Origin of the sequence: Streptomyces tendae (assembly GCF_008632955.1) — a bacterium.
In the GTDB taxonomy this organism is placed as follows: Bacteria; Actinomycetota; Actinomycetes; order Streptomycetales; family Streptomycetaceae; genus Streptomyces.
Window position 1 is genome coordinate 3,335,714 of sequence record NZ_CP043959.1, and the last position, 20,055, is coordinate 3,355,768.

Annotated in this window: 19 protein-coding genes and 1 tRNA gene; 12 read left to right on the top strand and 8 right to left on the bottom strand. The window is 72.1% G+C overall.

The window, feature by feature from the left end:
- The first annotated feature begins 311 nt into the window (after nt 1-311).
- Genes F3L20_RS15345 through F3L20_RS15365 form a run of 5 tightly spaced genes read left to right on the top strand, consistent with a single transcriptional unit; the run spans nt 312 to nt 5,276 of the window.
- Nucleotides 312-1,331 (top strand): sugar ABC transporter substrate-binding protein, encoded by a 1,020-nt coding sequence (locus tag F3L20_RS15345; RefSeq protein WP_145824905.1) that lies wholly within the window; start codon nt 312-314, stop codon nt 1,329-1,331.
- Nucleotides 1,331-2,404 carry an ABC transporter permease gene (locus F3L20_RS15350; protein WP_150154865.1) on the top strand — a complete coding sequence of 358 codons (1,074 nt, stop codon included), beginning with the start codon at nt 1,331-1,333 and terminating at the stop codon, nt 2,402-2,404. Before F3L20_RS15345 ends, F3L20_RS15350 begins: the two co-directional genes overlap by 1 nt.
- Before the next feature lie 5 nt (nt 2,405-2,409).
- A complete protein-coding gene (locus tag F3L20_RS15355; RefSeq protein WP_150154866.1) occupies nt 2,410-3,321 on the top strand; it encodes an ATP-binding cassette domain-containing protein in 912 nt (303 codons plus the stop codon).
- A 1-nt stretch (nt 3,322) separates the two neighbouring features.
- Entirely contained in the window at nt 3,323-4,225 is a 903-nt protein-coding gene (locus tag F3L20_RS15360) for a sugar phosphate isomerase/epimerase family protein (protein ID WP_150154867.1), read from the top strand.
- Nucleotides 4,226-4,256: 31 nt separating this feature from the next.
- The gene (locus tag F3L20_RS15365; protein WP_150154868.1) at nt 4,257-5,276 is read left to right on the top strand and encodes a Gfo/Idh/MocA family protein; all 1,020 of its coding nucleotides are present in this window, start codon (nt 4,257-4,259) and stop codon (nt 5,274-5,276) included.
- Nucleotides 5,277-5,302: 26 nt separating this feature from the next.
- Here the strand turns inward: F3L20_RS15365 and F3L20_RS15370 are convergent, their stop codons facing one another.
- Entirely contained in the window at nt 5,303-5,977 is a 675-nt protein-coding gene (locus F3L20_RS15370; RefSeq protein ID WP_150154869.1) for a hypothetical protein, read from the bottom strand.
- Between the two features lie 189 nt (nt 5,978-6,166).
- Here F3L20_RS15370 and F3L20_RS15375 point away from each other — a divergent pair, with 189 nt between their 5' ends.
- The 3 genes from F3L20_RS15375 (at nt 6,167) to F3L20_RS15385 (ending at nt 10,585) form a co-directional block, all read left to right on the top strand.
- Entirely contained in the window at nt 6,167-7,360 is a 1,194-nt protein-coding gene (locus F3L20_RS15375; protein WP_150154870.1) for a HupE/UreJ family protein, read from the top strand.
- Between the two features lie 122 nt (nt 7,361-7,482).
- Nucleotides 7,483-9,438, top strand: a complete 1,956-nt coding sequence (locus F3L20_RS15380) for an FN3 domain-containing metallophosphoesterase family protein (protein ID WP_150154871.1) — start codon at nt 7,483-7,485, stop codon at nt 9,436-9,438.
- Between the two features lie 73 nt (nt 9,439-9,511).
- Nucleotides 9,512-10,585 (top strand): WxL protein peptidoglycan domain-containing protein, encoded by a 1,074-nt coding sequence (locus tag F3L20_RS15385; protein WP_150154872.1) that lies wholly within the window; start codon nt 9,512-9,514, stop codon nt 10,583-10,585.
- Between the two features lie 636 nt (nt 10,586-11,221).
- Here F3L20_RS15385 and F3L20_RS15390 read toward each other — a convergent pair.
- The 4 genes from F3L20_RS15390 to F3L20_RS15405 all read right to left on the bottom strand — a co-directional run bounded on the left by F3L20_RS15390 (nt 11,222) and on the right by F3L20_RS15405 (nt 15,285).
- Nucleotides 11,222-12,232 (bottom strand): Gfo/Idh/MocA family protein, encoded by a 1,011-nt coding sequence (locus F3L20_RS15390; RefSeq protein WP_150154873.1) that lies wholly within the window; start codon nt 12,230-12,232, stop codon nt 11,222-11,224.
- The gene (locus F3L20_RS15395; protein ID WP_150154874.1) at nt 12,229-13,233 is read right to left on the bottom strand and encodes a Gfo/Idh/MocA family protein; all 1,005 of its coding nucleotides are present in this window, start codon (nt 13,231-13,233) and stop codon (nt 12,229-12,231) included. Before F3L20_RS15395 ends, F3L20_RS15390 begins: the two co-directional genes overlap by 4 nt.
- Before the next feature lie 68 nt (nt 13,234-13,301).
- A complete protein-coding gene (locus F3L20_RS15400) occupies nt 13,302-14,078 on the bottom strand; it encodes an SDR family oxidoreductase (RefSeq protein ID WP_150154875.1) in 777 nt (258 codons plus the stop codon).
- A 31-nt stretch (nt 14,079-14,109) separates the two neighbouring features.
- Nucleotides 14,110-15,285, bottom strand: a complete 1,176-nt coding sequence (locus F3L20_RS15405; RefSeq protein WP_150154876.1) for a phytanoyl-CoA dioxygenase family protein — start codon at nt 15,283-15,285, stop codon at nt 14,110-14,112.
- A gap of 109 nt (nt 15,286-15,394) precedes the next feature.
- Here F3L20_RS15405 and F3L20_RS15410 point away from each other — a divergent pair, with 109 nt between their 5' ends.
- Together F3L20_RS15410 and F3L20_RS15415 are read left to right on the top strand one after the other, a co-directional pair.
- Nucleotides 15,395-16,429: a LacI family DNA-binding transcriptional regulator gene (locus F3L20_RS15410; protein ID WP_150154877.1), complete on the top strand. Its 1,035-nt coding sequence runs from the start codon at nt 15,395-15,397 to the stop codon at nt 16,427-16,429.
- A gap of 93 nt (nt 16,430-16,522) precedes the next feature.
- Nucleotides 16,523-17,098 carry a TMEM175 family protein gene (locus tag F3L20_RS15415; protein ID WP_150157350.1) on the top strand — a complete coding sequence of 192 codons (576 nt, stop codon included), beginning with the start codon at nt 16,523-16,525 and terminating at the stop codon, nt 17,096-17,098.
- 23 nt (nt 17,099-17,121) lie between these two features.
- Here F3L20_RS15415 and F3L20_RS15420 read toward each other — a convergent pair whose 3' ends face one another.
- Nucleotides 17,122-18,285 (bottom strand): Gfo/Idh/MocA family protein, encoded by a 1,164-nt coding sequence (locus tag F3L20_RS15420; RefSeq protein WP_150154878.1) that lies wholly within the window; start codon nt 18,283-18,285, stop codon nt 17,122-17,124.
- A gap of 185 nt (nt 18,286-18,470) precedes the next feature.
- On the opposite strand from F3L20_RS15420, the gene F3L20_RS15425 reads away from it, so the two are divergent.
- Both F3L20_RS15425 and F3L20_RS15430 read left to right on the top strand, forming a co-directional pair.
- Nucleotides 18,471-18,544, top strand: a tRNA-Pro gene (locus F3L20_RS15425).
- 90 nt (nt 18,545-18,634) lie between these two features.
- A complete protein-coding gene (locus tag F3L20_RS15430) occupies nt 18,635-19,093 on the top strand; it encodes a PPOX class F420-dependent oxidoreductase (RefSeq protein WP_150154879.1) in 459 nt (152 codons plus the stop codon).
- Between the two features lie 131 nt (nt 19,094-19,224).
- Here F3L20_RS15430 and F3L20_RS15435 read toward each other — a convergent pair whose 3' ends face one another.
- On the bottom strand, nt 19,225-19,656 hold the full coding sequence (locus F3L20_RS15435) for an ankyrin repeat domain-containing protein (RefSeq protein WP_150154880.1): 432 nt from the start codon (nt 19,654-19,656) through the stop codon (nt 19,225-19,227).
- Nucleotides 19,653-20,006 (bottom strand): VOC family protein, encoded by a 354-nt coding sequence (locus F3L20_RS15440; protein WP_346768109.1) that lies wholly within the window; start codon nt 20,004-20,006, stop codon nt 19,653-19,655. The genes F3L20_RS15435 and F3L20_RS15440 overlap by 4 nt, the downstream gene beginning before the upstream one ends.
- Nucleotides 20,007-20,055: the final 49 nt, after the last annotated feature.

The following is a 20,055-nucleotide window of genomic DNA, read 5'->3' on the forward strand; positions in this document are numbered from 1 at the left end:
GCTCCTCGAGGTGCTGGGGATGCGGGTCCCAGGACGCCCTGCCACGGTGGGACGTGCTTCCGGGGACCTGCCGCCTCCCAGGTGTAGGTCTCGAGGGGCGGCGGTGTCAATAGTTTGTACTTACATTCGGACGAGCGCGTGAAATGATGTCTTAACAAAGTATTGACAGCAGGCGGTTCTGGGGATTGGATCGCGTCCCAGCACAACCGCCATGTGTGATGGCACACACCCCCGGACTCCCGAGGTTCCGGGCATCGGACTCTCGGACTCCTCGCCCTTTCCCCCGTGAAGCACAGTGAGGTGCACGACTGATGGACCGCTCTTCCCACCCCCGCTCCCGCAGAGTCGTACCGTTCGTCGCGGTCGCGGCGGCAGCCGCCCTGACCCTCGCCGGTTGCTCCAGCGGCTCCGGAGGCAAGAAGTCCGAGGAAGGCGGAGCGGACGCCTCGGCCGGCAAGGCCTCGACGCCGCAGATGACGGTGGCCCTGGTCACCCACCAGGCGCCCGGCGACACCTTCTGGGACATCGTGCGCAAGGGTGCGCAGACCGCCGCCGACAAGGACAACGTCAAGCTGATCTACTCGGCGGACCCGAACGCGGGCAACCAGGCCAACCTGGTGCAGAACGCGATCGACCAGAAGGTCGACGGCATCGCCGTCACCCTCGCCAAGCCGGACGCGCTCAAGGGCGTCATAGCCAAGGCCGAGGCGGCGGGAATCCCGGTCGTCGGCATCAACTCCGGACTCAGCGACTGGAAGGACCTCGGGCTGCTGGAGTTCTTCGGGCAGGACGAGACCGTCGCGGGCGAGGCGTTCGGCAAGAAGCTCAACGAGGTCGGCGCCAAGAACGCCGTCTGCGTGGTCCAGGAGCAGGGCAACATCGGTCTGACCCAGCGCTGCGCCGGTCTGGAGAAGACCTTCGAGGGCAAGACGCAGGTCCTCAACGTCAACGGCACCGACATGCCGTCGGTGAAGTCGACCATCAGCGCCAAGCTGAAGCAGGACTCCTCCATCGACTACGTCGTCACCCTCGGCGCGCCCTTCGCGCCGACCGCGGTGCAGTCCGTCCAGGAGGCCGGCAGCAAGGCCAAGGTCGCCACGTTCGACCTGAACAAGGAGCTGACCGGCGCCATCAAGGACGGTGACATCCAGTTCGCGGTGGACCAGCAGCCCTACCTCCAGGGCTACCTCGCCGTCGACGGCCTGTGGCTCTACAAGAACAACGGCAACTACAGCGGTGGCGGCGAGCAGCCCGTGCTGACCGGTCCGGCGTTCGTCGACAAGTCCAACGTCGACGCGGTCTCCCAGTACGCCGCGAAGGGCACCCGGTGATGAGCATGGCCCAACAGGCTGAGCCGGCGGCGACCACGCCGCCGGCCCCCGGCCCCGAGCAGCAGAAGGACGGCCGCACCACGCGGCGCCCGCTGGCGCTGCGGCTGCTCGCCCGGCCCGAGGTCGGCGTGTTCCTCGGCGCCGTCGCCGTCCTGGTGTTCTTCCTGTTCGCCGCCCCGCCGGTGCGCGACGGCAGCTCGATGGCCAACATCCTGTACCAGTCGTCGACCATCGGGATCATGGCGCTGCCCGTGCTGATGATCGGCGGCGAGTTCGACCTCTCGGCCGGCGTCGCCGTCGTCACCTCGGCGCTCACCGCGAGCATGCTCAGCTACCAGCTCACCCTGAACGTGTGGGTGGGCGTGATCGTCGCCCTCCTGGTGTCCCTCGCCGTCGGCTTCTTCAACGGCTGGCTGCTGGTGAAGACCGGGCTGCCCAGCTTCCTGGTCACCCTCGGCACCTTCCTGATCCTCCAGGGCGTCAACCTCGCGGTGACCAAGCTCGTCACCGGCAACGTCGCCACCGACAACATCAGCGACATGGACGGCTTCGACCAGGCCAAGGCCCTGTTCGCGTCCAGCTTCGAGGTCGGCGGCGTCCAGGTGAAGATCACCGTGATCTGGTGGCTGGTCTTCGCCGCCCTCGCCACCTGGGTCCTGCTGCGCACCAAGTACGGCAACTGGATCTTCGCGGTCGGCGGCAACAAGGAGAGCGCCCGCGCGGTGGGTGTCCCCGTCACCTTCACCAAGATCTCCCTGTTCATGCTGGTCGGCTTCGGCGCCTGGTTCGTCGGCATGCACAACCTGTTCTCCTTCAACACCGTGCAGTCCGGCGAGGGCGTGGGCCAGGAGCTCATCTACATCGCCGCGGCCGTCATCGGCGGTTGTCTGCTCACCGGCGGCTACGGCTCGGCGATCGGACCGGTCTTCGGTGCCTTCATGTTCGGCATGGTGCAGCAGGGCATCGTCTACGCCGGCTGGAACCCCGACTGGTTCAAGGCCTTCCTCGGCGTGATGCTGCTCGGCGCCGTCCTCATCAATCTGTGGGTCCAGCGCACGGCGACCCGGAGGTGACCGCAATGACCGACAAGACGACCGGCACCGACGGTGCCGTCCTCACCGACACCCCGGCCGAGGGCGACCGTCCCCTGGTCGAACTCCGCGCCGCCGGCAAGTCCTACGGCAACATCCGCGCCCTGCACGGCGTCGACCTGACCGTCCACCCCGGCCGGGTGACCTGCGTCCTCGGCGACAACGGCGCCGGCAAGTCCACCCTCATCAAGATCATCTCGGGGCTGCACCGGCACACCGAGGGCGAGTTCCTCGTCGACGGCGAACCGGTGCACTTCTCCACCCCGCGCGAGGCCCTCGACAAGGGCATCGCCACCGTCTACCAGGACCTCGCCGTCGTCCCGCTGATGCCGGTGTGGCGGAACTTCTTCCTCGGCTCCGAGATGACCAAGGGCCCCTGGCCGCTGCGCCGCCTCGACATCGACCGCATGAAGCGGACCGCCGACGAGGAACTGCGCAACATGGGCATCGTCCTGGACGACCTGGAGCAGCCCATCGGCACGCTCTCCGGCGGCCAGCGCCAGTGCGTGGCGATCGCCCGGGCCGTCTACTTCGGCGCCCGCGTCCTCATCCTCGACGAGCCGACCGCCGCCCTCGGCGTCAAGCAGTCCGGCGTCGTCCTGAAGTACATCGCCATGGCCCGCGACCGCGGCCTCGGCGTCATCTTCATCACCCACAACCCACACCACGCCTACATGGTCGGCGACCAGTTCAACGTGCTGCGCCTGGGCACCCTGGAGCTCAGCGCCGACCGCAGCCAGGTCAGCCTCGAGGAGCTGACCAACCACATGGCCGGCGGCGCGGAACTGGCCGCCCTCAAGCACGAGCTGGCGCAGGTCCGCGGCGTCGACACGGAGGGACTCCCGGAAGCGGGCGTCCTCCGGGCACCCACGGCCGCAGCCCCGGAAGGGAAGTCCTGACATGGCAGTCGCGCTCGACCGCATCCGGGTCGGTTCCGCCCCCGACTCCTGGGGCGTCTGGTTCCCCGACGACCCGCAGCAGGTGCCCTGGCAGCGCTTCCTCGACGAGGTCGCCGAGGCCGGCTACTCCTGGATCGAACTCGGCCCCTACGGCTACCTGCCGACCGACCCGGCCCGCCTCACCGACGAGGTGCGCAGCCGCAACCTGAGCGTCTCCGCCGGCACCATCTTCTGCGGGCTGCACCGCGGCCCGTCCGAGTGGGACGCCACCTGGGAGCAGGTCAGCCGCGTCGCCGCGCTCACCCAGGCGATGGGCGCCGAGCACCTGGTCGTCATCCCGTCGTTCTGGCGCGACGACAAGACCGCCGAGATCCTCGAACCCCCGGAGCTGACCACCGAGCAGTGGGGCCACCTCACCCGGGGCATGGAACGCCTCGGCCGCGAGGTGAAGGAGACGTACGGACTCGACATCGTCGTCCACCCGCACGCCGACACCCACATCGACACCGAGCAGCACGTCGAGCGGTTCCTCGACTCCACCGACTCGCGCCTGGTCAACCTCTGCCTGGACACCGGGCACTACGCCTACTGCGGCGGTGACAGCGTCAAGCTGATCGAGACCTACGGCGAACGCATCGGCTACCTGCACCTCAAGCAGGTCGACCCGGAGATCCTCGCCGACGTCGTCAAGAACGAGATCCCCTTCGGACCCGCCGTCCAGCGCGGCGTGATGTGCGAGCCGCCCGCCGGCGTGCCGGAGCTGGGCCCGGTCCTCACGGCCGCGCAGAAGCTGGGCGTGGACCTGTTCGCGATCGTCGAGCAGGACATGTACCCCTGCGAGCCCGACAAGCCGCTGCCCATCGCGGTGCGCACCCGGAAGTTCCTCCGCTCCTGCGGCGCCTGACCACCACCCACCGGACCGGGAGGCGACACACATGAACCGGCGCGAGCCCCTCGGCATCGCCGTGATCGGCACCGGCCGCATGGGCGCCGACCACGTGCGGCGGATCGACCGGGTGATCAGCGGGGCGCGGGTCGCGGCGGTCGTCGACATCGACGGCGAACGCGCCAAGGCCGTCGCGGCCGGCGTCGACGGCTGCACCGCCCACACCGACGCGGCCGAGGCGATGGCGTCGGACGCCGTCGACGCCGTACTGATCGCCTCCTCGGGGCCCGCCCACGAGGAGGCCCTGCTCGCCGCGTTCGCGCGGGACCTTCCCGTGCTGTGCGAGAAGCCGCTCACCCCCGACGCGGCCTCCGCGCTGCGCGTCGTGGAAGCCGAACAGGCTCTCGGCCACCGCCGGGTGCAGGTCGGCTTCATGCGCCGCTACGACACCGAGTACGTCCGCCTGAAGGCCCTGCTGGGCAGCGGACAGCTGGGCCGGCCACTGATGCTGCACAACCGTCACCGCAACGTGGCCAGCCCGCCGTTCTTCACCAGCTCCATGCTGATCAGCGACTCCGTCGCCCACGAGGTCGACGCCACCCGCTGGCTGCTGGGCCACGAGATCACCGCCGTGACGGTGCTGCGGCCGGCCCCGTCCGCCGGCGCCCCCGACGGACTGCGCGACCCGCAGTTCGTCGTCCTGGAGACCGACGGCGGCGCGCTCTCCGACGTCGAGATCTTCGTCAACTGCGGCTTCGGCTACCAGGTGCAGGCCGAGGCGGTCTGCGAACGCGGCACCGCCCGCATCGGCGACGGCCACCAGCTGGTCACCAACATGGCGGGACGCTGGGGTGGCACCATCGCCCAGGACTGGACCGAGCGCTTCGCCCAGGCCTACGACGACGAGGTGCGGGCCTGGGTCGACGCCACCCGCCGCGGCGAGGTCACCGGCCCCAGCACCTGGGACGGCTACGCCGCTGCGGCCGTCTGCGAGGCCGGCGTCCGCGCCATGGAGGAGGGCGGCCGGGTGCGGGTCGACCTCGCGCAGAGGCCGCCGCTGTACGCCTGAACCCGCCCGTCGCGTACGGGCCGGCCCTACGCCACGTCGTCCAGCCACAGCACAATGCCCGTCAGGCCGTTCAGCACCGCCGCCACCCCCGCCCGCACGGCGGCGGCGCAGCGGGCCTCGGTGAAGGACGCCGGGTCGTACGTGGACGACATGCCGAGCCCCTCGCCGCGGAACGAGGCCCCGCTCCAGTCGGCGGCCGTCACGTTCTCCGTCGGCTCGGCCAGCTCCGCCCCCACCACCAGGAACCGCTGGCCCAGATGGCTCGGGGTGACCGCCGCGAGCGGGTCCACCAGGTCGTTCCCCGCGCTGACCACGAGGTCCGGCCCCATGTCCATGGCCTCCTGCACGGCGGCGACGTAACCGGTGGGGTCGTCGGCGGTCACCGTGCGCAGGTCGACGTCCTCCTCCTCGGCCCACTCCTGCACCGCGCTCACCAGCGACCTCGTCGGCCGGTCGTCCCCGGCGGTCAGCAGCACGACCCGGTACCCCTTCGGCGGGTGCACGTCGTCCCAGGAGCCCGGCCGCGGGGTCACGGTCGCCTCCGGCGTGGGCGTGGCGGTGGGGTCGACGAACCCCGGGCCGAGCGCGCCCACGGACGTGGGGGCGGCGTGCGGTCGCGACCAGTCGTCGGCCGAGGCGCATCCGGTGGCCAGTGCGGCGACCGCTGCCAGCACGGCGGCGGCCCGAAGCGGTGAACGCAAGACGATCGTCCCTCTGAGCGGTGGCGGGTGCGGTGTGCGCGGATGGGCGCGCCCCCATCCTGCGCCGCCGCACACCCTCACCGACCCCGTCGAGGGCCCGGGAACGGGTTGTTGTCCGACGTTTCGCCACCGCGTCGGAAGCCGTTCATCCGCCCCGCGCACGGTGCTCCGGAAACCTGAAGGAGCACCATGTCACAGCGGATTCGCCGCACTCTTCTCACCCTGTGCCTGACCGTCGCCGCCCTGGCCGGGTTCGGCGGGCCGGCGCAGGCTCACGGCTTCACCTCCACCGTGTACGCCGACGTCGTCGAGACCGACGGCCGGCCCCGCACCACCCTGGAGCTCGAGTACGACCTGCTCGTCGTCTCCGCCGCCGACGCGGAGGACGACGACGCCCTCTTCCGGGAGGGCACGGCCGCCTTCGAGAACGGCGACGACCGCAGCCGGGCCCGGGTGCTCGACGACCACGCGAAGGCCGCGGTCGGCTACGTCACCCGGCGCTTCTCCCTCACCTCCGGCGGCCGGCCCTGCACCGCCCACCGGGCGGGCGACGTCACCATGACCCGGCGCGAGGGCGTCCCGTACGCCGTCCTCGTCCTCGACTGGACCTGCGCGGACGGCGACGGACCGACGCTGCGCAGCACGCTGTTCCCCGACCGGGAGCAGTACGTCAAGGACACGAAGACGATCGTCACCTATGCCGTCGACGGACTCTCGGGCAGCGCCGCGCTCGACGCCGCCCACCCGTCCTTCTCCCTCGACCAGGCCTGGTACGAGCGGTTCGCGGAGTTCTTCCGCCTGGGCGCCGAGCACCTGCTGACCGGCGTCGACCACATCCTGTTCCTGCTGGCCCTGATCGTGGGCTCGCGCACCCCGCGTGAGGTCGTGCTCGCCGCGACCAGCTTCACATTGGCCCACTCGGTCACCTTCCTGCTCGCCGCGCTCGGCCTGGTGGACGTCCCCGCCGACGTCGTGGAACCCGTCATCGCCGCGTCGATCGCCGTCGTCGCGGGCTGGCACCTGTGGCGGCTCGCCCGCCGCGACGACCGCCGGCCCACGTTCGGGCGAGGCCACTTCCGGCTCGACCGGGCCGGCTGGACCCGGCTGGCCGTCGTGTTCTGCTTCGGGCTGGTGCACGGGCTCGGGTTCGCGGGGGCGCTGGGCATCGACGCGGCGTGGTCCTGGACCCTGCTGTGGTCGCTGGCGGTGTTCAACCTCGGGATCGAGGCGGTGCAGCTGGCGCTCATCGGGCTCAGCTTCCCCGCGCTGGCGATGCTGCGGCACCGGGCACCCCGGGCGGGCCGCCTCGTCACCGGACTCGCCGCCGCCGGGGTCGCCGTCATGGGCCTGATCTGGTGCGTGCAGCGCATTACCGAAACCTGAACCGCCCTTGGCGAAACGTTCAGGCAAGGCGATCGGAGCGTTCCCCACCGGTTCATGGCGGGCCGACACCGTTCACATCGCCAATCCGTGCACTCATGTACGCACAAGGAACGAAAGAACTCATGAGACCCAGCAGCAAGACCCAGACCGACGGCTCCGTCCGGCGCCGTGTGGCCGGCGGTGCCGCCACGGCGGTCCTGGGACTGACCATGGCGCTCGGCGGCGGCGGGGCGGCCCCGGCCGTCGCGGCCGACTCCGCCGAACTGTCCGGCGTCGTCCTCGGCGTCGGCGCCGACGAGACCCAGCGGACCGTCACCTGGTACTCCACCGCGGACACCGCGCAGCAGCTCCAGGTCGCCCCCACCGCCACCGTCACCGACGGAGGGTTCCCGGCCGACGCGGCCACCTTCGCCGCCACCGGCGGCGCCAACATCGCCTCCAGTGGCGGCTTCAACCGCCACGCCACCGTCACCGGCCTCAAGGAGAACGTCGAGTACTCCTACCGGGTCGGCTCCGAGGGCAACTGGTCGAAGACGTACACCTTCAGGACGCGTGACTTCGAGGGCGACTACGACTTCCTCTTCCTCGGCGACCCGCAGATCGGCTCCAGCGGCGACGCGCAGAAGGACGGCGCGGGCTGGGCCGACACCCTGAAGGTGGCCACCGAGGCCAACCCCGACGCCGAACTGCTCGTGTCCGGCGGCGACCACGTCGAGAGCGCCAACGACGAGAAGCAGTGGACGTCGTTCCTCGGCCCCGACCAGCTCCGCCAGGTCCCGCTCGCCGCCACCATCGGCAACCACGACGTCGGCGGCAAGGCCTACGAGCAGCACCACTTCACGCCCAACACCGACCGGTCCGACGCGTACTACGACAAGGACGCGGCGACCCGGTCCGGCGGCGACTACTGGTTCATCCACAAGGACGTGCTGTTCATCGACATCAACAGCAACGCCCAGAGCGACACCAAGGACGCCCAGCACGTCGACTACATCACCGACGTCATCAAGAAGCACGGCTCGGAAGCCAAGTGGAAGGTGCTGGTCTACCACCACTCCATCTACTCGCCCGCCAGCCACTCCTACGACCAGGGCAACAAGGACCGCCGCAAGGACTTCACCACGGCGTTCTCCGACCTGGGCATCGACATGGTGCTGCAGGGCCACGACCACAGCTACTCGCGCAGCTACGCCATCAAGAACGGCCAGAAGGCCGATCCGACGGAGCAGCCGGGCCAGGCCGAGGTCTACCCGGGCCCGGGCGGCGTCATCTACGTGACCGCCAACTCCGCCTCGGGCTCGAAGTACTACGACATCAAGAAGCCCGACAACTCCGGCACGGGCGTCCAGGGCAACGGCCCCGACCCGCTCAACCCGGACAACTTCTGGTTCAACTCGGTCGAGAACCAGGAGCACGTCCGCTCCTACGTCCGCGTCAAGGTCCGGTCCGACAAGCTGGTCCTGGAGAACGTGCGCTCCGGCACCTGCGCCACGCCGAACCCGGCCGTCGACAACGGCAACGTCCCCTGCTCCAACCCGGACAGGCCGGTCGGCTCGGTGGTCGACAAGGTCACCGTGCACCCGTACAACGGTGACGGACAGTCCCTCCAGGTGAACGTCCCGGACGCGGCGCCCGGCGAGTTCGGCTGGACCATCGACGGCTACAACGGCCTGGTCGACCTCGGTACGGCCACGGAGCGCGACGGCGACCACTTCGAGGCCGCCGGCAAGATCAACCCGCTCCGGGTGACCGACAGCCGCCGCTCGCTCGCGCCCTGGTCGGTCTCGGCCAACGTGAGCGACTTCCAGGACGCCGGCAAGAAGTTCTCCGGCTCCTACCTCGGCTGGAAGCCGTACGTCCTCAACGGCGGCGCGGGCGCCAAGGCGGCCTCCGCCGTGGCCTCCGGCTACGACGACAAGGGTGCCGGTCTGTCCGTCTCGCGGGGGCTCGCCTCCGCCGAGCAGGGCCACCCAAGGGGCGAGGCCCGGCTGGGCGCCGACCTGGACCTGAAGATCCCGGACAGCGTCGCGAAGGGCTCCTACCGGGCGACCCTCACGATCACCGCGCTGAGCAGCTGATCCGTCCGACGGCGTGGCGGGGCACGCACCTTGTGTGCCCCGCCACGCCTCCCGCTCCTGGAGAACCCCCCGTATGCACGTGCTCGCCGTCTCCCGACGGACACCCCGCCTTCCCGTTCGCCTCACCGTACTTCTCCGCGCCGCCGTCCTCGGCCTGCTGACGGCCCTCGCACTCGTCTGCGCGCACCCGACACCCGCGGCGGCCGCCGACGGCGACGTCAGCTGGCGGGTCCGCACCGGCGCCAACGCCTACGGCGACGACCGCTCCAGCTTCAGCTACGCGGTGAACCCGGGCGGCACGGTCGAGGACACCATGGTCGTCACCAACCGCGGCAGGACACCGCTGCGGCTCGCCGTCTACGCCTCCGACGGCTACACCACCGACGCCGGACAGCTCGACCTGCTCACCCGCGACAAGAAGTCGACCGGCGTGGGCGTGTGGACCCGCCCGGAGGTCACCGCCGTCACCGTCGCGCCCGGGAAGTCGGCCGACGTCCCCTTCACCGTCACCGTCCCGGAGAACGCCACCCCCGGCGACCACGTCGGCGGCCTCCTCACCTCCCTCAAGCAGGCCGACACCGCCGCCGGTATCAACGTCGACCGGCGCCTCGGCCTCCGTGTCGCCGTCCGGGTCGGCGGCGAGCTGAAGCCGCGCCTCGCGGTGGAGGACGCGCACCTCGACTACCACGGCAGCGCGGGTCCCTTCTCGAAGGGCTCGGCCACCGTCACCTACACGGTCCACAACACGGGCAACGCCCTGCTCTCGGGACGTCAGGAGGTGGCCGTGGAGGGACCGTTCGGATGGCTGCGCACGGCCGCGGGCGACCTGCCCGACACGCCCGCGCTGCTGCCGGGGGAGCGGTGGAAGGTGACGGTGCCTGTGGCGGACGTCGCCCCCGGGGTCCGGCTCACGGCCACCGCGAAGGTGCTGCCCCTGCTGACGGACGCCTCCGGGTCCACGACTCCGCTGAAGCCGGTCGAGGGGACTGCGGGCGCGTGGGCCGTCCCGTGGACGCTCACGCTGCTCGTGCTGCTGCTGATCGCGGTGGTCACCGCGATCGTGCTCCTCGCCCGCCGCAACCGCGCCCGCCGCAAGGCCCGCGAGGCGGCACTGGTCCGCGACGCGGTGAAGGCGGCACTGGGCTGAGCTCGCGTCGCTGCGGCGCCGGTTCTGTCCGGTGGGGGTTGGGGCTGTGTGTCTGCGGCGCCGGTTCTGACCGGTGGGGGTTGGGGCTGTGTGTCTGCGGCGACGGTTCTGACCGGTGGGGGTGAGGTCGTGTGCCTGCGGCGCAGGGTTGCGCTTCGGTGGGGGCGGGCGTAGCGCCTACGGGCGGTGGGTGGTGCGGGGCCGCGGTGGGGGCGGTCGTCCTCGGTCTGGCGCGAGGAAGCCCGCCTACTGGGCGCGGACGCGCCAGCCGCTGCGGGCGCCCACCCCCACCCCGTCCCCTCCCCGCCGCGCGCGGCACGACCAACAGCGGTGGCGGACGCCGCTCCTGCCAACCGTAGACGCGCGGCCGGGCGGCGGGGCACGCCCCCGCCAGCTGCGGGCAGTCGTGCCGCTGGGGCGGCACGGGTGGGCGCGGCGGCACCCCGTAGCGCCGGGTTGCGCAGACTCCCCCCGGCCCACACCCGCGCCGGCGTCGCGGTGCGGAGCCCCGGCCCACACCCGCGTCGGCGGGCCGTTGCGTACGGGTGGGCGCGGCGGCACCCCGTAGCGCCGGGTTGCGCAGACTCCCCCCGGCCCACACCCGCGTCGGCGGGCCGTTGCGTACCGCGAGTCGGCTCAGGGTGCGGTGCGAGGCCGTGGGGACAGTCCCGCGGCCGTGTAGCACGCGTCGATCAGCCGCATCGTCGCCACCGCGTCGTCCGCGTCGAGGGGCAGGGACGCCTCCCGACGTACCCGGGCGGCGAACGCCTCCAACTGGTAGGCGTACGACGAGCGGGTGCCCAGGTGCTCCGTGCGCTCGCCCTCGGCGGTGCGGATCACGACCCGGTCGTCCAGCTGCGGCAGCACGAAGTTCGGGGCGGTCGCCTCGCCCCGGCTGCCGACGATCCGCAGGCTCATCTCCAGGCGGTCGTACGCCATGTGGCAGCGGGCCGTGCCGGTGGCGCCCCCCGGGAACAACAGGTCGGCGTCCAGCCACTCGTCCACGCCCGGCGCGCCCGTCCGCTCCCCGGCCCGTGCCGCGACCGGGCGCGGCGCGCCACCCGCGTACGGGGCGAGCACGCGCAGCGCGTGCAGGCCGTAGCAGCCGAGGTCCATCAGGGCACCCCCGGCCAGCGGCAGCGACCAGCGCGGGTCGTCCGCCTCCGGGGCGGGGATGGCCACCAACGCCTCGGCGTGCCGCAGTTCGCCCAGTTCACCGGAGGCCAGCAGCTCGTGCAGCCGCCGGGTCACCGGGTGGAACAGGTAGTGGAAGGCCTCCATGAACACGGTGCCGGACGCCCTCGCCGCCTCCCGCACCTCCTCGGCCTCCGCGGCGTTGCTCGCCGACGGCTTCTCCGTCAGCACATGCTTGCCGGCCGCCAGCGCCGCCAGGTTCCACGGTCCGTGCAGCCCGTTGGCGAGCGGGTTGTAGACCACCTCGACCTCGGGGTCGGCGAGCAGTTCGGCGTACGAGCCGAGGGTCCGCTCCACACCGTGCGCGGCGGCGAAGACCTCGGCACGGGAGCGGTCGCGGGCGGCCACCGCGACCAGACGGTGGCCGCCGGCCCGGGCCGGGGCGACGAGGGCGCGCTCGGTGATCCGTGCGGCCCCCAGGATGCCGATGCGCAGTGGAGCGCACTCGCTCATGCCTGCCGTACCTCCTCGAGGGTGACGGGACGGTGCTCGTGCAGCGACAGTGTGCACGCCTCGGCGATCCAGCCCGCCTCCAGCGCGTCCGCGATGGTGCACGGCGACGTGCGCGACCCGGCCACCACCTCGGTGAACGCGGTGAGTTCGGCGCGGTAGGCGTCGGTGAAGCGGTCCATGAAGAAGTCGTGCGGCACACCCGCCGGGAACGTCACGCCCGGCTCGACGGAGCGCAGCGGCAGCTTGTCCTCGAGGCCCACCGCGATGGAGTCGGCGAAGCCGTGGATCTCCATGCGGACGTCGTAACCCCGGCCGTTGTGGCGGCTGTTGGAGACCACGGCGATGGTGCCGTCGTCCAGGGTGAGCACGGCGCCGGTGGTGTCTGCGTCACCCGCCTCCTTGATGAAGTCGGCGCCCCGGTTGCCGCCGACCGCGTACACCTCGGTCACCTCGCGGCCGGTCACCCAGCGGATGATGTCGAAGTCGTGCACCGAGCAGTCCCGGAAGATGCCCCCGGACGCGGCGATGTACGCGGCGGGCGGCGGGGCCGGGTCCAGGGTCGTCGAGCGTACGGTGTGCAGCGTGCCCAGCTCGCCCGCCCGGACGGCGGCGTGGGCGGCGACGAAGCCGGCGTCGAAACGGCGGTTGTAGCCGATCTGCACGGGCACGTCCCGGCCCGCGACGGCCTTCAGCACCTCGACGCCCTCGGTCATGGTGCGGGCGACGGGCTTCTCGCAGAAGACGGGGACACCCGCCTCGACGCAGGCCGTGATCAGATGCGGGTGGGCGTCGGTCGCGGCGGCCACGACCACGCCGTCCACCCCGGCCGCCAGCAGGGCCTCGGGGGAGTCCGCGACCTGCGCGCCGAAGCGCTCCGCGGCGGCCTTCGCGGCGTCCGCGAACGGGTCGGAGACGACGAGGGACTCGACGGCGTCGAGCCCGGACAGGGTCTCGGCGTGGAAGGCGCCGATGCGGCCGAGGCCGAGGATTCCGATGCGCATGGGGCGGTGCTCCTTCGGTGCGGGTGGTGCTGGGGGTACTGCCGGTGCGGTCGGGCGCGGGGGGACGGTCAGTCGAGGCCGCCGAGGACGTTCTGGTCCCAGTCGATCACGGACCCGGTGACCACCCCGGACCGCTCGGAGAGCAGCAGGACCACGAAGTCGGCGATCTCGTCCGGCCGGCCGAGCTTCCCCATCGGCAGCCGCGCCGCGGCCCGCTCCCGCCAGTCGTCGCCGGCGCCGTGGAAGGTGCGCTGGGTGGCGTCCTCGCCCTCCGTCGCGGTCCAGCCGATGTTCAGGCCGTTGATCCGGATCCGGTCCCACCGGTGCGCGTGCGCCGCGTTGCGGGTCAGGCCCATCAGCCCCGCCTTCGCGGCGACGTACGGCGCGAGGAACGGCTGCCCGCCGTGCGCCGAGGAGGTGATGACGTTGACGATCGTGCCGGGCTCGGCGCGCCGCACCATGTCGGCGACCGCCGCCTGCATGGCGAAGAACGGCGCCTTGAGGTTGATCGCGATGTGCTGGTCGAACAGCTCGGGCGTGGTGTCCAGGAGCGTCCCGCGTGAGGTCAGTCCGGCGGAGTTGACCAGACAGTCGATTCGGCCGTACGCCTGGACGACCTGGGCGACCGATTCCCTGGCCTGCTCCGCGTCGGCCAGGTCGGCCCGTACGAACATGGCCTTGCCGCCCTGCCCGGCCAGTTCGGCGACCAGCGCCTCACCCGGCTCCGGGCGGCGGCCGCTGACCGCCACGACCGCGCCCTCGCGCACCGCGGCCCGTGCGACGGCGGCACCCACACCCTGGCTGCCGCCGTTGACGAGGACGACCTTGTCGTCGAGAAGTCCCATGATGTCCTTCCGGGTTCTTCGGTGTCGGGGTTCAGCTCGCGCGGCGTGCGGCGGCGGCCCGCAGCTCGTCGCGCAGGGCCCGGGGGGTCCGGCCCTCGCGCAGCGCCCGGCGCACCACGTCGGCCTGCGAGGGCGGCGCGAGACCGTCGACCGGCGGGTCGTTGTCCAGGTTGGTGGGGAACGGGTAGCCCTCGGCGCTCGCCGCGATCACGTTCTCCAGCCACTGCTCGGAGGCACCCTCGGCCTTGCGGGCCAGCAGCACCGGGTAGACGGCGCCCACCACGGCCTCCCGGTCCACGGTCTCCATGGCCCGCCCGAACGCGGAGGACACCTGGAGCAGGTTGGCCGCGCGCCGGATGTCCGCCGAGTGGTTGGCGCCGGCGGCGTGGAACAGGGCCGGGTTGAAGAACACCGCGTCGCCCTTGGCCAGCGGCAGCTGGACGTGGTGCTCCTCGAAGTACGCCCGGAACTCGGGCCGCCGCCAGGCCAGGTAGCCGGGCTCGTACTTCTGCGAGTGCGGCAGGTACAGCGTCGGCCCGGACTCGACGGGCATGTCGCAGTGGGCGACGGCTCCCTGGAGGGTGAGCACGGGGGAGAGGCGGTGCACGTGCGCCGGGTAGGCGGCGGCGGTCTCGTCGGAGAGGAAGCCGAGGTGGTAGTCGCGGTGCACGGTCTGCGCCGCGCCGCCCGGGTTGACGACGTTGACCTGCGAGGTGACCTGGTAGCCGGGGCCCAGCCAGGCCGTGGACACCAGGGCGATCATGTCGTTGGCGTAGTAGTCGGCGAACGCCTCCGGGTCGTGCAGGGCCGCCTTCTCCAGGGCGTTCCACACCCGGTCGTTGGCGCCCGGCTTGGCGAAGTGGTCGCCGGCGGTGGCGCCGGAGGCACGCTGCTGCGCGATCAGGGCGTCGAACACGGCGGTGGTCCGGTCCACCACCGAGGTGTCGGAGAAGGCGCCGCGGATCACCACGATGCCGGGGCCGTCGGTGAGGGCGCGCACCAGTTCCGCCTGCGCGGAGCGGCGGTCGGCGAGCGCGAGCCGCTCGGCGTCGTAGAGCAGCACGTTCCGGTCGACGGCGGAGGCCAGCCCGTAGCCGGCGGCGTCGGTCGCCTGCTCGACCAGGGCGCGGAAGGCGTCCAGATCGCAGTCCCGCCGCGACAGCCAGGCGGCCGGCGCGGGGTTCTGCACGGAAGACGATGCGGACATGGAGTCGTCCCTTCGGGTCACGGAGCGACGCGGGTGATGTCATTCTTGTCAGAGCAAACCCCTCGCACCACCATCAGGAAGCCATCAAAAACCCCTCAGGAGCAACCGCATGGGCCACCCGTTCCCCATCCGGGAAATCGCACGTCAGGCCGGACTGAGCGAGGCCACGGTGGACCGGGTCCTCAACGGCCGCGGCGGGGTGCGGGAGAGCACCGCGCGCGAGGTGCACCGGGCCGTCGCCGACCTGGACCGGCAGCGCACCCAGGTCCGCCTGGTCGGCCGGACGTTCATGGTGGACATCGTCATGCAGTCGCCGGAGCGCTTCTCCACGGCCGTACGGGCCGCCCTGGAGGCCGAACTGCCCTCCCTGCACCCGGCGGTGGTGCGTTCCCGCTTCCACTTCCGGGAGACCGGACCGGCGGAGGAACTGGTCGCCGTCCTCGACCGGATCGCCCGCCGCGGCTCACAGGGCGTGCTCCTCAAGGCACCCGACGTCCCCGAGGTCACCGCCGCCGTCGGCCGGCTCGCGGCCGCCGGCGTCCCGGTCGTCACCCTGGTGACGGACCTGCCGGTCAGCGCCCGCGTCGGCCACGTCGGCAGCGACAACCGCGCGGCGGGCGCCACCGCCGCCTACCTCATGGGGCAGTGGCTCGGCGACCGGCCCGGCAACGTCCTCACCAGCCTCTCCAGCGGCTTCTTCCGCAACGAGGAGGAGCGCGAGATGGGATTCCGCAGCACCATGCGCGCCCGGCATCCGGAGCGCACCCTCGTCGAGATCGCCGAGGGCCAGGGCCTGGACGCCACCCAGTACGACCTGGTCCGCGCCGCCCTGGAACGCGACCCGGAGATCCGCGCCGTGTACTCGATCGGCGGCGGCAACATCGCCACCCTGCGCGCCTTCCAGGACGCCGGCCGCGAGTGCGCCGTCTTCATCGCCCACGACCTCGACCACGACAACACCCGGCTGCTGCGCGAGCACCGGCTGTCCGCCGTCCTCCACCACGACCTGCGCCACGACCTGCGCGAGGCATGCCACCTGGTGATGCGCGCCCACGGCGCGCTGCCTCCCGCCGGACCGATCCTGCCGTCCGCGATCCAGGTGGTGACCCCCTACAACATGCCGGCCCCCGCCGTGGGCGGGTGACCCGCCTGGCGTGTATCCCTGACCCCCGGTCGCACCGTGCCTACCGTCGTGCGCATGAGGAAACCGACCACGGAAGGAGGGCCCGACCGGCTGGTGGCGCTCTCCGACGGCGTCTTCGCCATCGCCATCACCCTGCTGGTCCTCGACATCTCCGTGCCGCAGGACCTGGACCCGGCACAGTTCCACCAGGCGCTCGCCGACACCCTGCCCAACCTGGGCGCCTACGCCGTCAGCCTGGCGGTGCTGGGCGGCTTCTGGCGCGACCACCGGGCGATCTTCCGCCCGGTGCGGCAGGTCGACCCCGACGTGATCGGACTGACCGTCCTCGGCCTGGGCCTCGCCGCACTGCTGCCCTTCCCCACCGCGCTGGTCTCCGAGTACGGCCACGAACGCGTCTCCGTGGTCGTCTACTCGGCGGCCGTGGCCTCCCTCGGCGCCGTCCACCTCGCGCTCGCCGCCGTCATCGCCCGCCGGCCCTGGCTGCGCGGCGGCGCCGAACCCGTCCGGGACCAGTTCCTCTACGCCATCGATCTGGGGGCCACGGTGGTGGTGTTCGTGGTGACCATTCCGCTGACCCTGCTGGTGGGGCCCGCCGCCATGTGGTGGTGGCTGGTGCTGCTGCCGGTCAAGGTGTGGCTGGGACGGAGGGAGAACGCGGCGGCGGGGTGAGTACCGTCGCCCCGGCGGGGGAGTCACGCCGGCGCGTCCACCGTCACCCAGGACCCGCTCTCCGCCGACCGCACCATCGCGTCCAGCACGACGGCGCCGCGCACGGCGTCGGCGAGCGTGGCGCCGTACGGGACGCCCTCGGCGACCGACCGCAGGAAGCGGTACGCCTCGATCACCTTCAGGTCGTCGTACCCCATGGCGTTCGCGGCGCCCGGCTGGAACGCCCCGAACTCCCCGTCTCTCGGCCCGACGTACACGGTGCTGACCGGCTGGTCCTGGTAGCCGGTGCCGCGGCTGACCCCCAGTTCGTTCATCCGGCGGAAGTCCCAGAACACCGCGCCCTCGGTGCCGTGCACCTCGAAGCCGTAGTTGTTCTGCTCGCCCACCGAGACCCGGCAGGCCTCCAGCACGCCACGCGCACCGGAGGCGAACCGCAGCAGACAGCTGACGTAGTCCTCGTTCTCCACAGGGCCGAGCTCACCCCCCGCCGCGCGGGAGTGGCCGGCCGTGGCGCCGGCCGGGCGGGCCCGCTCGGGGCAGAAGATCGCCGTGTCGGCGGTCAGCGAGGTGATGTCGCCGAGCAGGAAGCGGGCCAGGTCGGCGCCGTGCGAGGCCAGGTCGCCGAGCACCCCGCTGCCGCCGCGCTCCCGCTCGTAGCGCCAGGTCAGCGCCGAGTCGGGGTGCGCCGCGTAGTCGCTGAACAGCCGCACGCGGGCGTGGGTGACGGTGCCGATCGCACCGGAGGCGATCAGTTCGCGGGCAGCCTCCACGGCGGGCGCGTTGCGGTAGTTGAAGCCGACGGCACCCTGGACGCCGGCCTTGGCGGCCGCGTCCGCGACGGCCCGGGCGTCGTCCGCGGTGAGACCGACCGGCTTCTCGATCCAGATGTGCTTGCCGGCCTCCGCCAGGGCGACGCCGATCTCGCGGTGCAGGAAGTTCGGCGCGGTGATGCTGACGGCCCGCACGCGCGGGTCGGCGGCCACGTCGCGCCAGTCCCGGGTCGTCGAGGCGAACCCGAACTGCGCGGCGGCCTCCTCGGCCCGGCCCGGCACCTCCTCGGCGACGGTGATCAGCTCCGGACGCAGCGGCAGCCCCGGGAAGTGGTGCGCGACCCGTGCGTAGGCCTGGGTGTGCACCCGCCCCATCCAGCCGAATCCGACGACGGCGACGCCCAGCGCATCCACCATGACTGCCTCTCTCCGGCCGGGTCCTGTTCCGCCCGCCACCTTCGGGTCCGGCTCGGTGTCCTGTCAACCATTTGACAGGACAATCCGAGGGGCGGGCGTGCGGCGCCCCCGCCCCGGCCTGTCCCCTCCCGTGCATACGGTAGGGTTGACCTGCGAGATCACGCGGTTCACCGCGGGAGCCGCATCGGGACGTGGCGCAGCTTGGTAGCGCACTTGACTGGGGGTCAAGGGGGCGCAGGTTCAAATCCTGTCGTCCCGACGATGCGAGGACAGGGGCCCGCCGTTCGACGGCGGACCCCTGTTCGCGTGACGAGGAATCCAACCCGGGGCAACGGGTGTTGTGCGGGACGTGACGACACGACCGGGACCCCGTTCCCTCACCGACGACGCTCTCTCCGACCTGCTCGGCGCACAGCGGTTCGGCACGCTGGCCACGGTCAGACGCAGCGGCCACCCGCACCTCAGCACGATGGTGTACGACTGGGACCCCGACACCCGCACGGTGCGGTTCTCCACCACGGCCGACCGCGTCAAGGTCGCGCACCTGCGCCGCGACCCGCACGCGGCGCTGCACGTACAGGGCGACGACGTCTGGTCGTTCGCGGTCGCCGAGGGCGAGGCCGAGCTGTCGGACGTCACGACGGTGCCGGGTGACGCGGCCGGCCGGGAACTGCTCGACATCGTCTCGCGGTTCGCCCGCCCGGACGACGAGGACGCCGTCCTGCAACAGCTGGTCGACGAACGGCGGTTGGTCATCCGCCTGAAGGTGAACCGGCTGTACGGAACGGCGCTGGACGTCGAGGGTTAGAGCGGGCCCTGCGGGCAGGCGCGGGCCGGTGGCGTCTCCGGAGGGGAACACCAACTGGCCTGCGCCCGGCGGGATCACCCCTCAGGGCCTGCCGTACGACGACCGAGACGGAGGCGCCCGGCCTCCACTTCTCATCCCCGCGGACCGACACCCTGGGCGCCCGCGGCGATCAAAACGGCGACGGTCTCCGGGTACGGACCCTCCTCCGCCCACCGGAGCGGCGTACGGCCCGTCCCGTGGTCCTCCCGGAGGCAGGGGTCGGCCCCGTGGGCGAGGAGCACCCGCACCGTCTCCGTGTGCCCCCAGCACGCGGCCCCGCACAGGGGCGTGCCCTCGCTCCCATGTCCGCTCTCGGTGTCGGGGAGTGCGCCGCTTTTCAACAGACTCCGTACGTTGTCGGCGGCTCCGTGGACCGCCGCGGCGTAGAGAGGCGTGGTGCCCTCGGGATCGCGGGCCTCCGGGTCGGCCCCGGCCCGCAGCAGGGCGTCGATCTCACGGCTGTCACCGAACGGCGCCGCCCCGACCAGCCGACGGGTCAGCTTCTTCTGCCGCCGCCTGTTCACGACTGCTCCTCGTCCAGGTAGAGACAGAAGGGGTGACCGGCGGGGTCGAGCATCACCCGGACGTTGTCCTGCGGCTGATCGCCGGCCTCCCGCGCGCCGAGTTGCAGCGCGTGCGCGACGGAGGCCGGCAGATCGACGACCTCGAAGTCCAGGTGCATGGTGATGCGCTGGGCGCCTTCTCGTGCGGGCCAGACGGGAGGGACGTAGGGGTCCGAGAGCTGGAAGGCCACGTACCCCACGCCCTCCGGAGGAGCGACGACCGCGCCGTCGGGCTCCTCCTTGCCGATCTCCCAGCCCAACAGCTCCGAGTAGAAGCGGGCGAGCGCCGACGGATCAGGCGCCTCCAGCACGACGCCCCACCAGTCGCGCCGCGACGCACGAGGAGTACCGGGTTCATGA

Coding starts and splice junctions, on each gene's coding strand:
- F3L20_RS15345 (WP_145824905.1), top strand. CDS start 312: ATGGACCGCTCTTCCCACCCCCGCTCCCGCAGAGTCGTACCGTTCGTC.
- F3L20_RS15375 (WP_150154870.1), top strand. CDS start 6,167: ATGTCACAGCGGATTCGCCGCACTCTTCTCACCCTGTGCCTGACCGTC.
- F3L20_RS15360 (WP_150154867.1), top strand. CDS start 3,323: ATGGCAGTCGCGCTCGACCGCATCCGGGTCGGTTCCGCCCCCGACTCC.
- F3L20_RS15410 (WP_150154877.1), top strand. CDS start 15,395: ATGGGCCACCCGTTCCCCATCCGGGAAATCGCACGTCAGGCCGGACTG.
- F3L20_RS15380 (WP_150154871.1), top strand. CDS start 7,483: ATGAGACCCAGCAGCAAGACCCAGACCGACGGCTCCGTCCGGCGCCGT.
- F3L20_RS15365 (WP_150154868.1), top strand. CDS start 4,257: ATGAACCGGCGCGAGCCCCTCGGCATCGCCGTGATCGGCACCGGCCGC.
- F3L20_RS15385 (WP_150154872.1), top strand. CDS start 9,512: ATGCACGTGCTCGCCGTCTCCCGACGGACACCCCGCCTTCCCGTTCGC.
- F3L20_RS15400 (WP_150154875.1), bottom strand. CDS start 14,078: ATGGGACTTCTCGACGACAAGGTCGTCCTCGTCAACGGCGGCAGCCAG.
- F3L20_RS15350 (WP_150154865.1), top strand. CDS start 1,331: ATGAGCATGGCCCAACAGGCTGAGCCGGCGGCGACCACGCCGCCGGCC.
- F3L20_RS15420 (WP_150154878.1), bottom strand. CDS start 18,285: ATGGTGGATGCGCTGGGCGTCGCCGTCGTCGGATTCGGCTGGATGGGG.
- F3L20_RS15405 (WP_150154876.1), bottom strand. CDS start 15,285: ATGTCCGCATCGTCTTCCGTGCAGAACCCCGCGCCGGCCGCCTGGCTG.
- F3L20_RS15390 (WP_150154873.1), bottom strand. CDS start 12,232: ATGAGCGAGTGCGCTCCACTGCGCATCGGCATCCTGGGGGCCGCACGG.
- F3L20_RS15355 (WP_150154866.1), top strand. CDS start 2,410: ATGACCGACAAGACGACCGGCACCGACGGTGCCGTCCTCACCGACACC.
- F3L20_RS15395 (WP_150154874.1), bottom strand. CDS start 13,233: ATGCGCATCGGAATCCTCGGCCTCGGCCGCATCGGCGCCTTCCACGCC.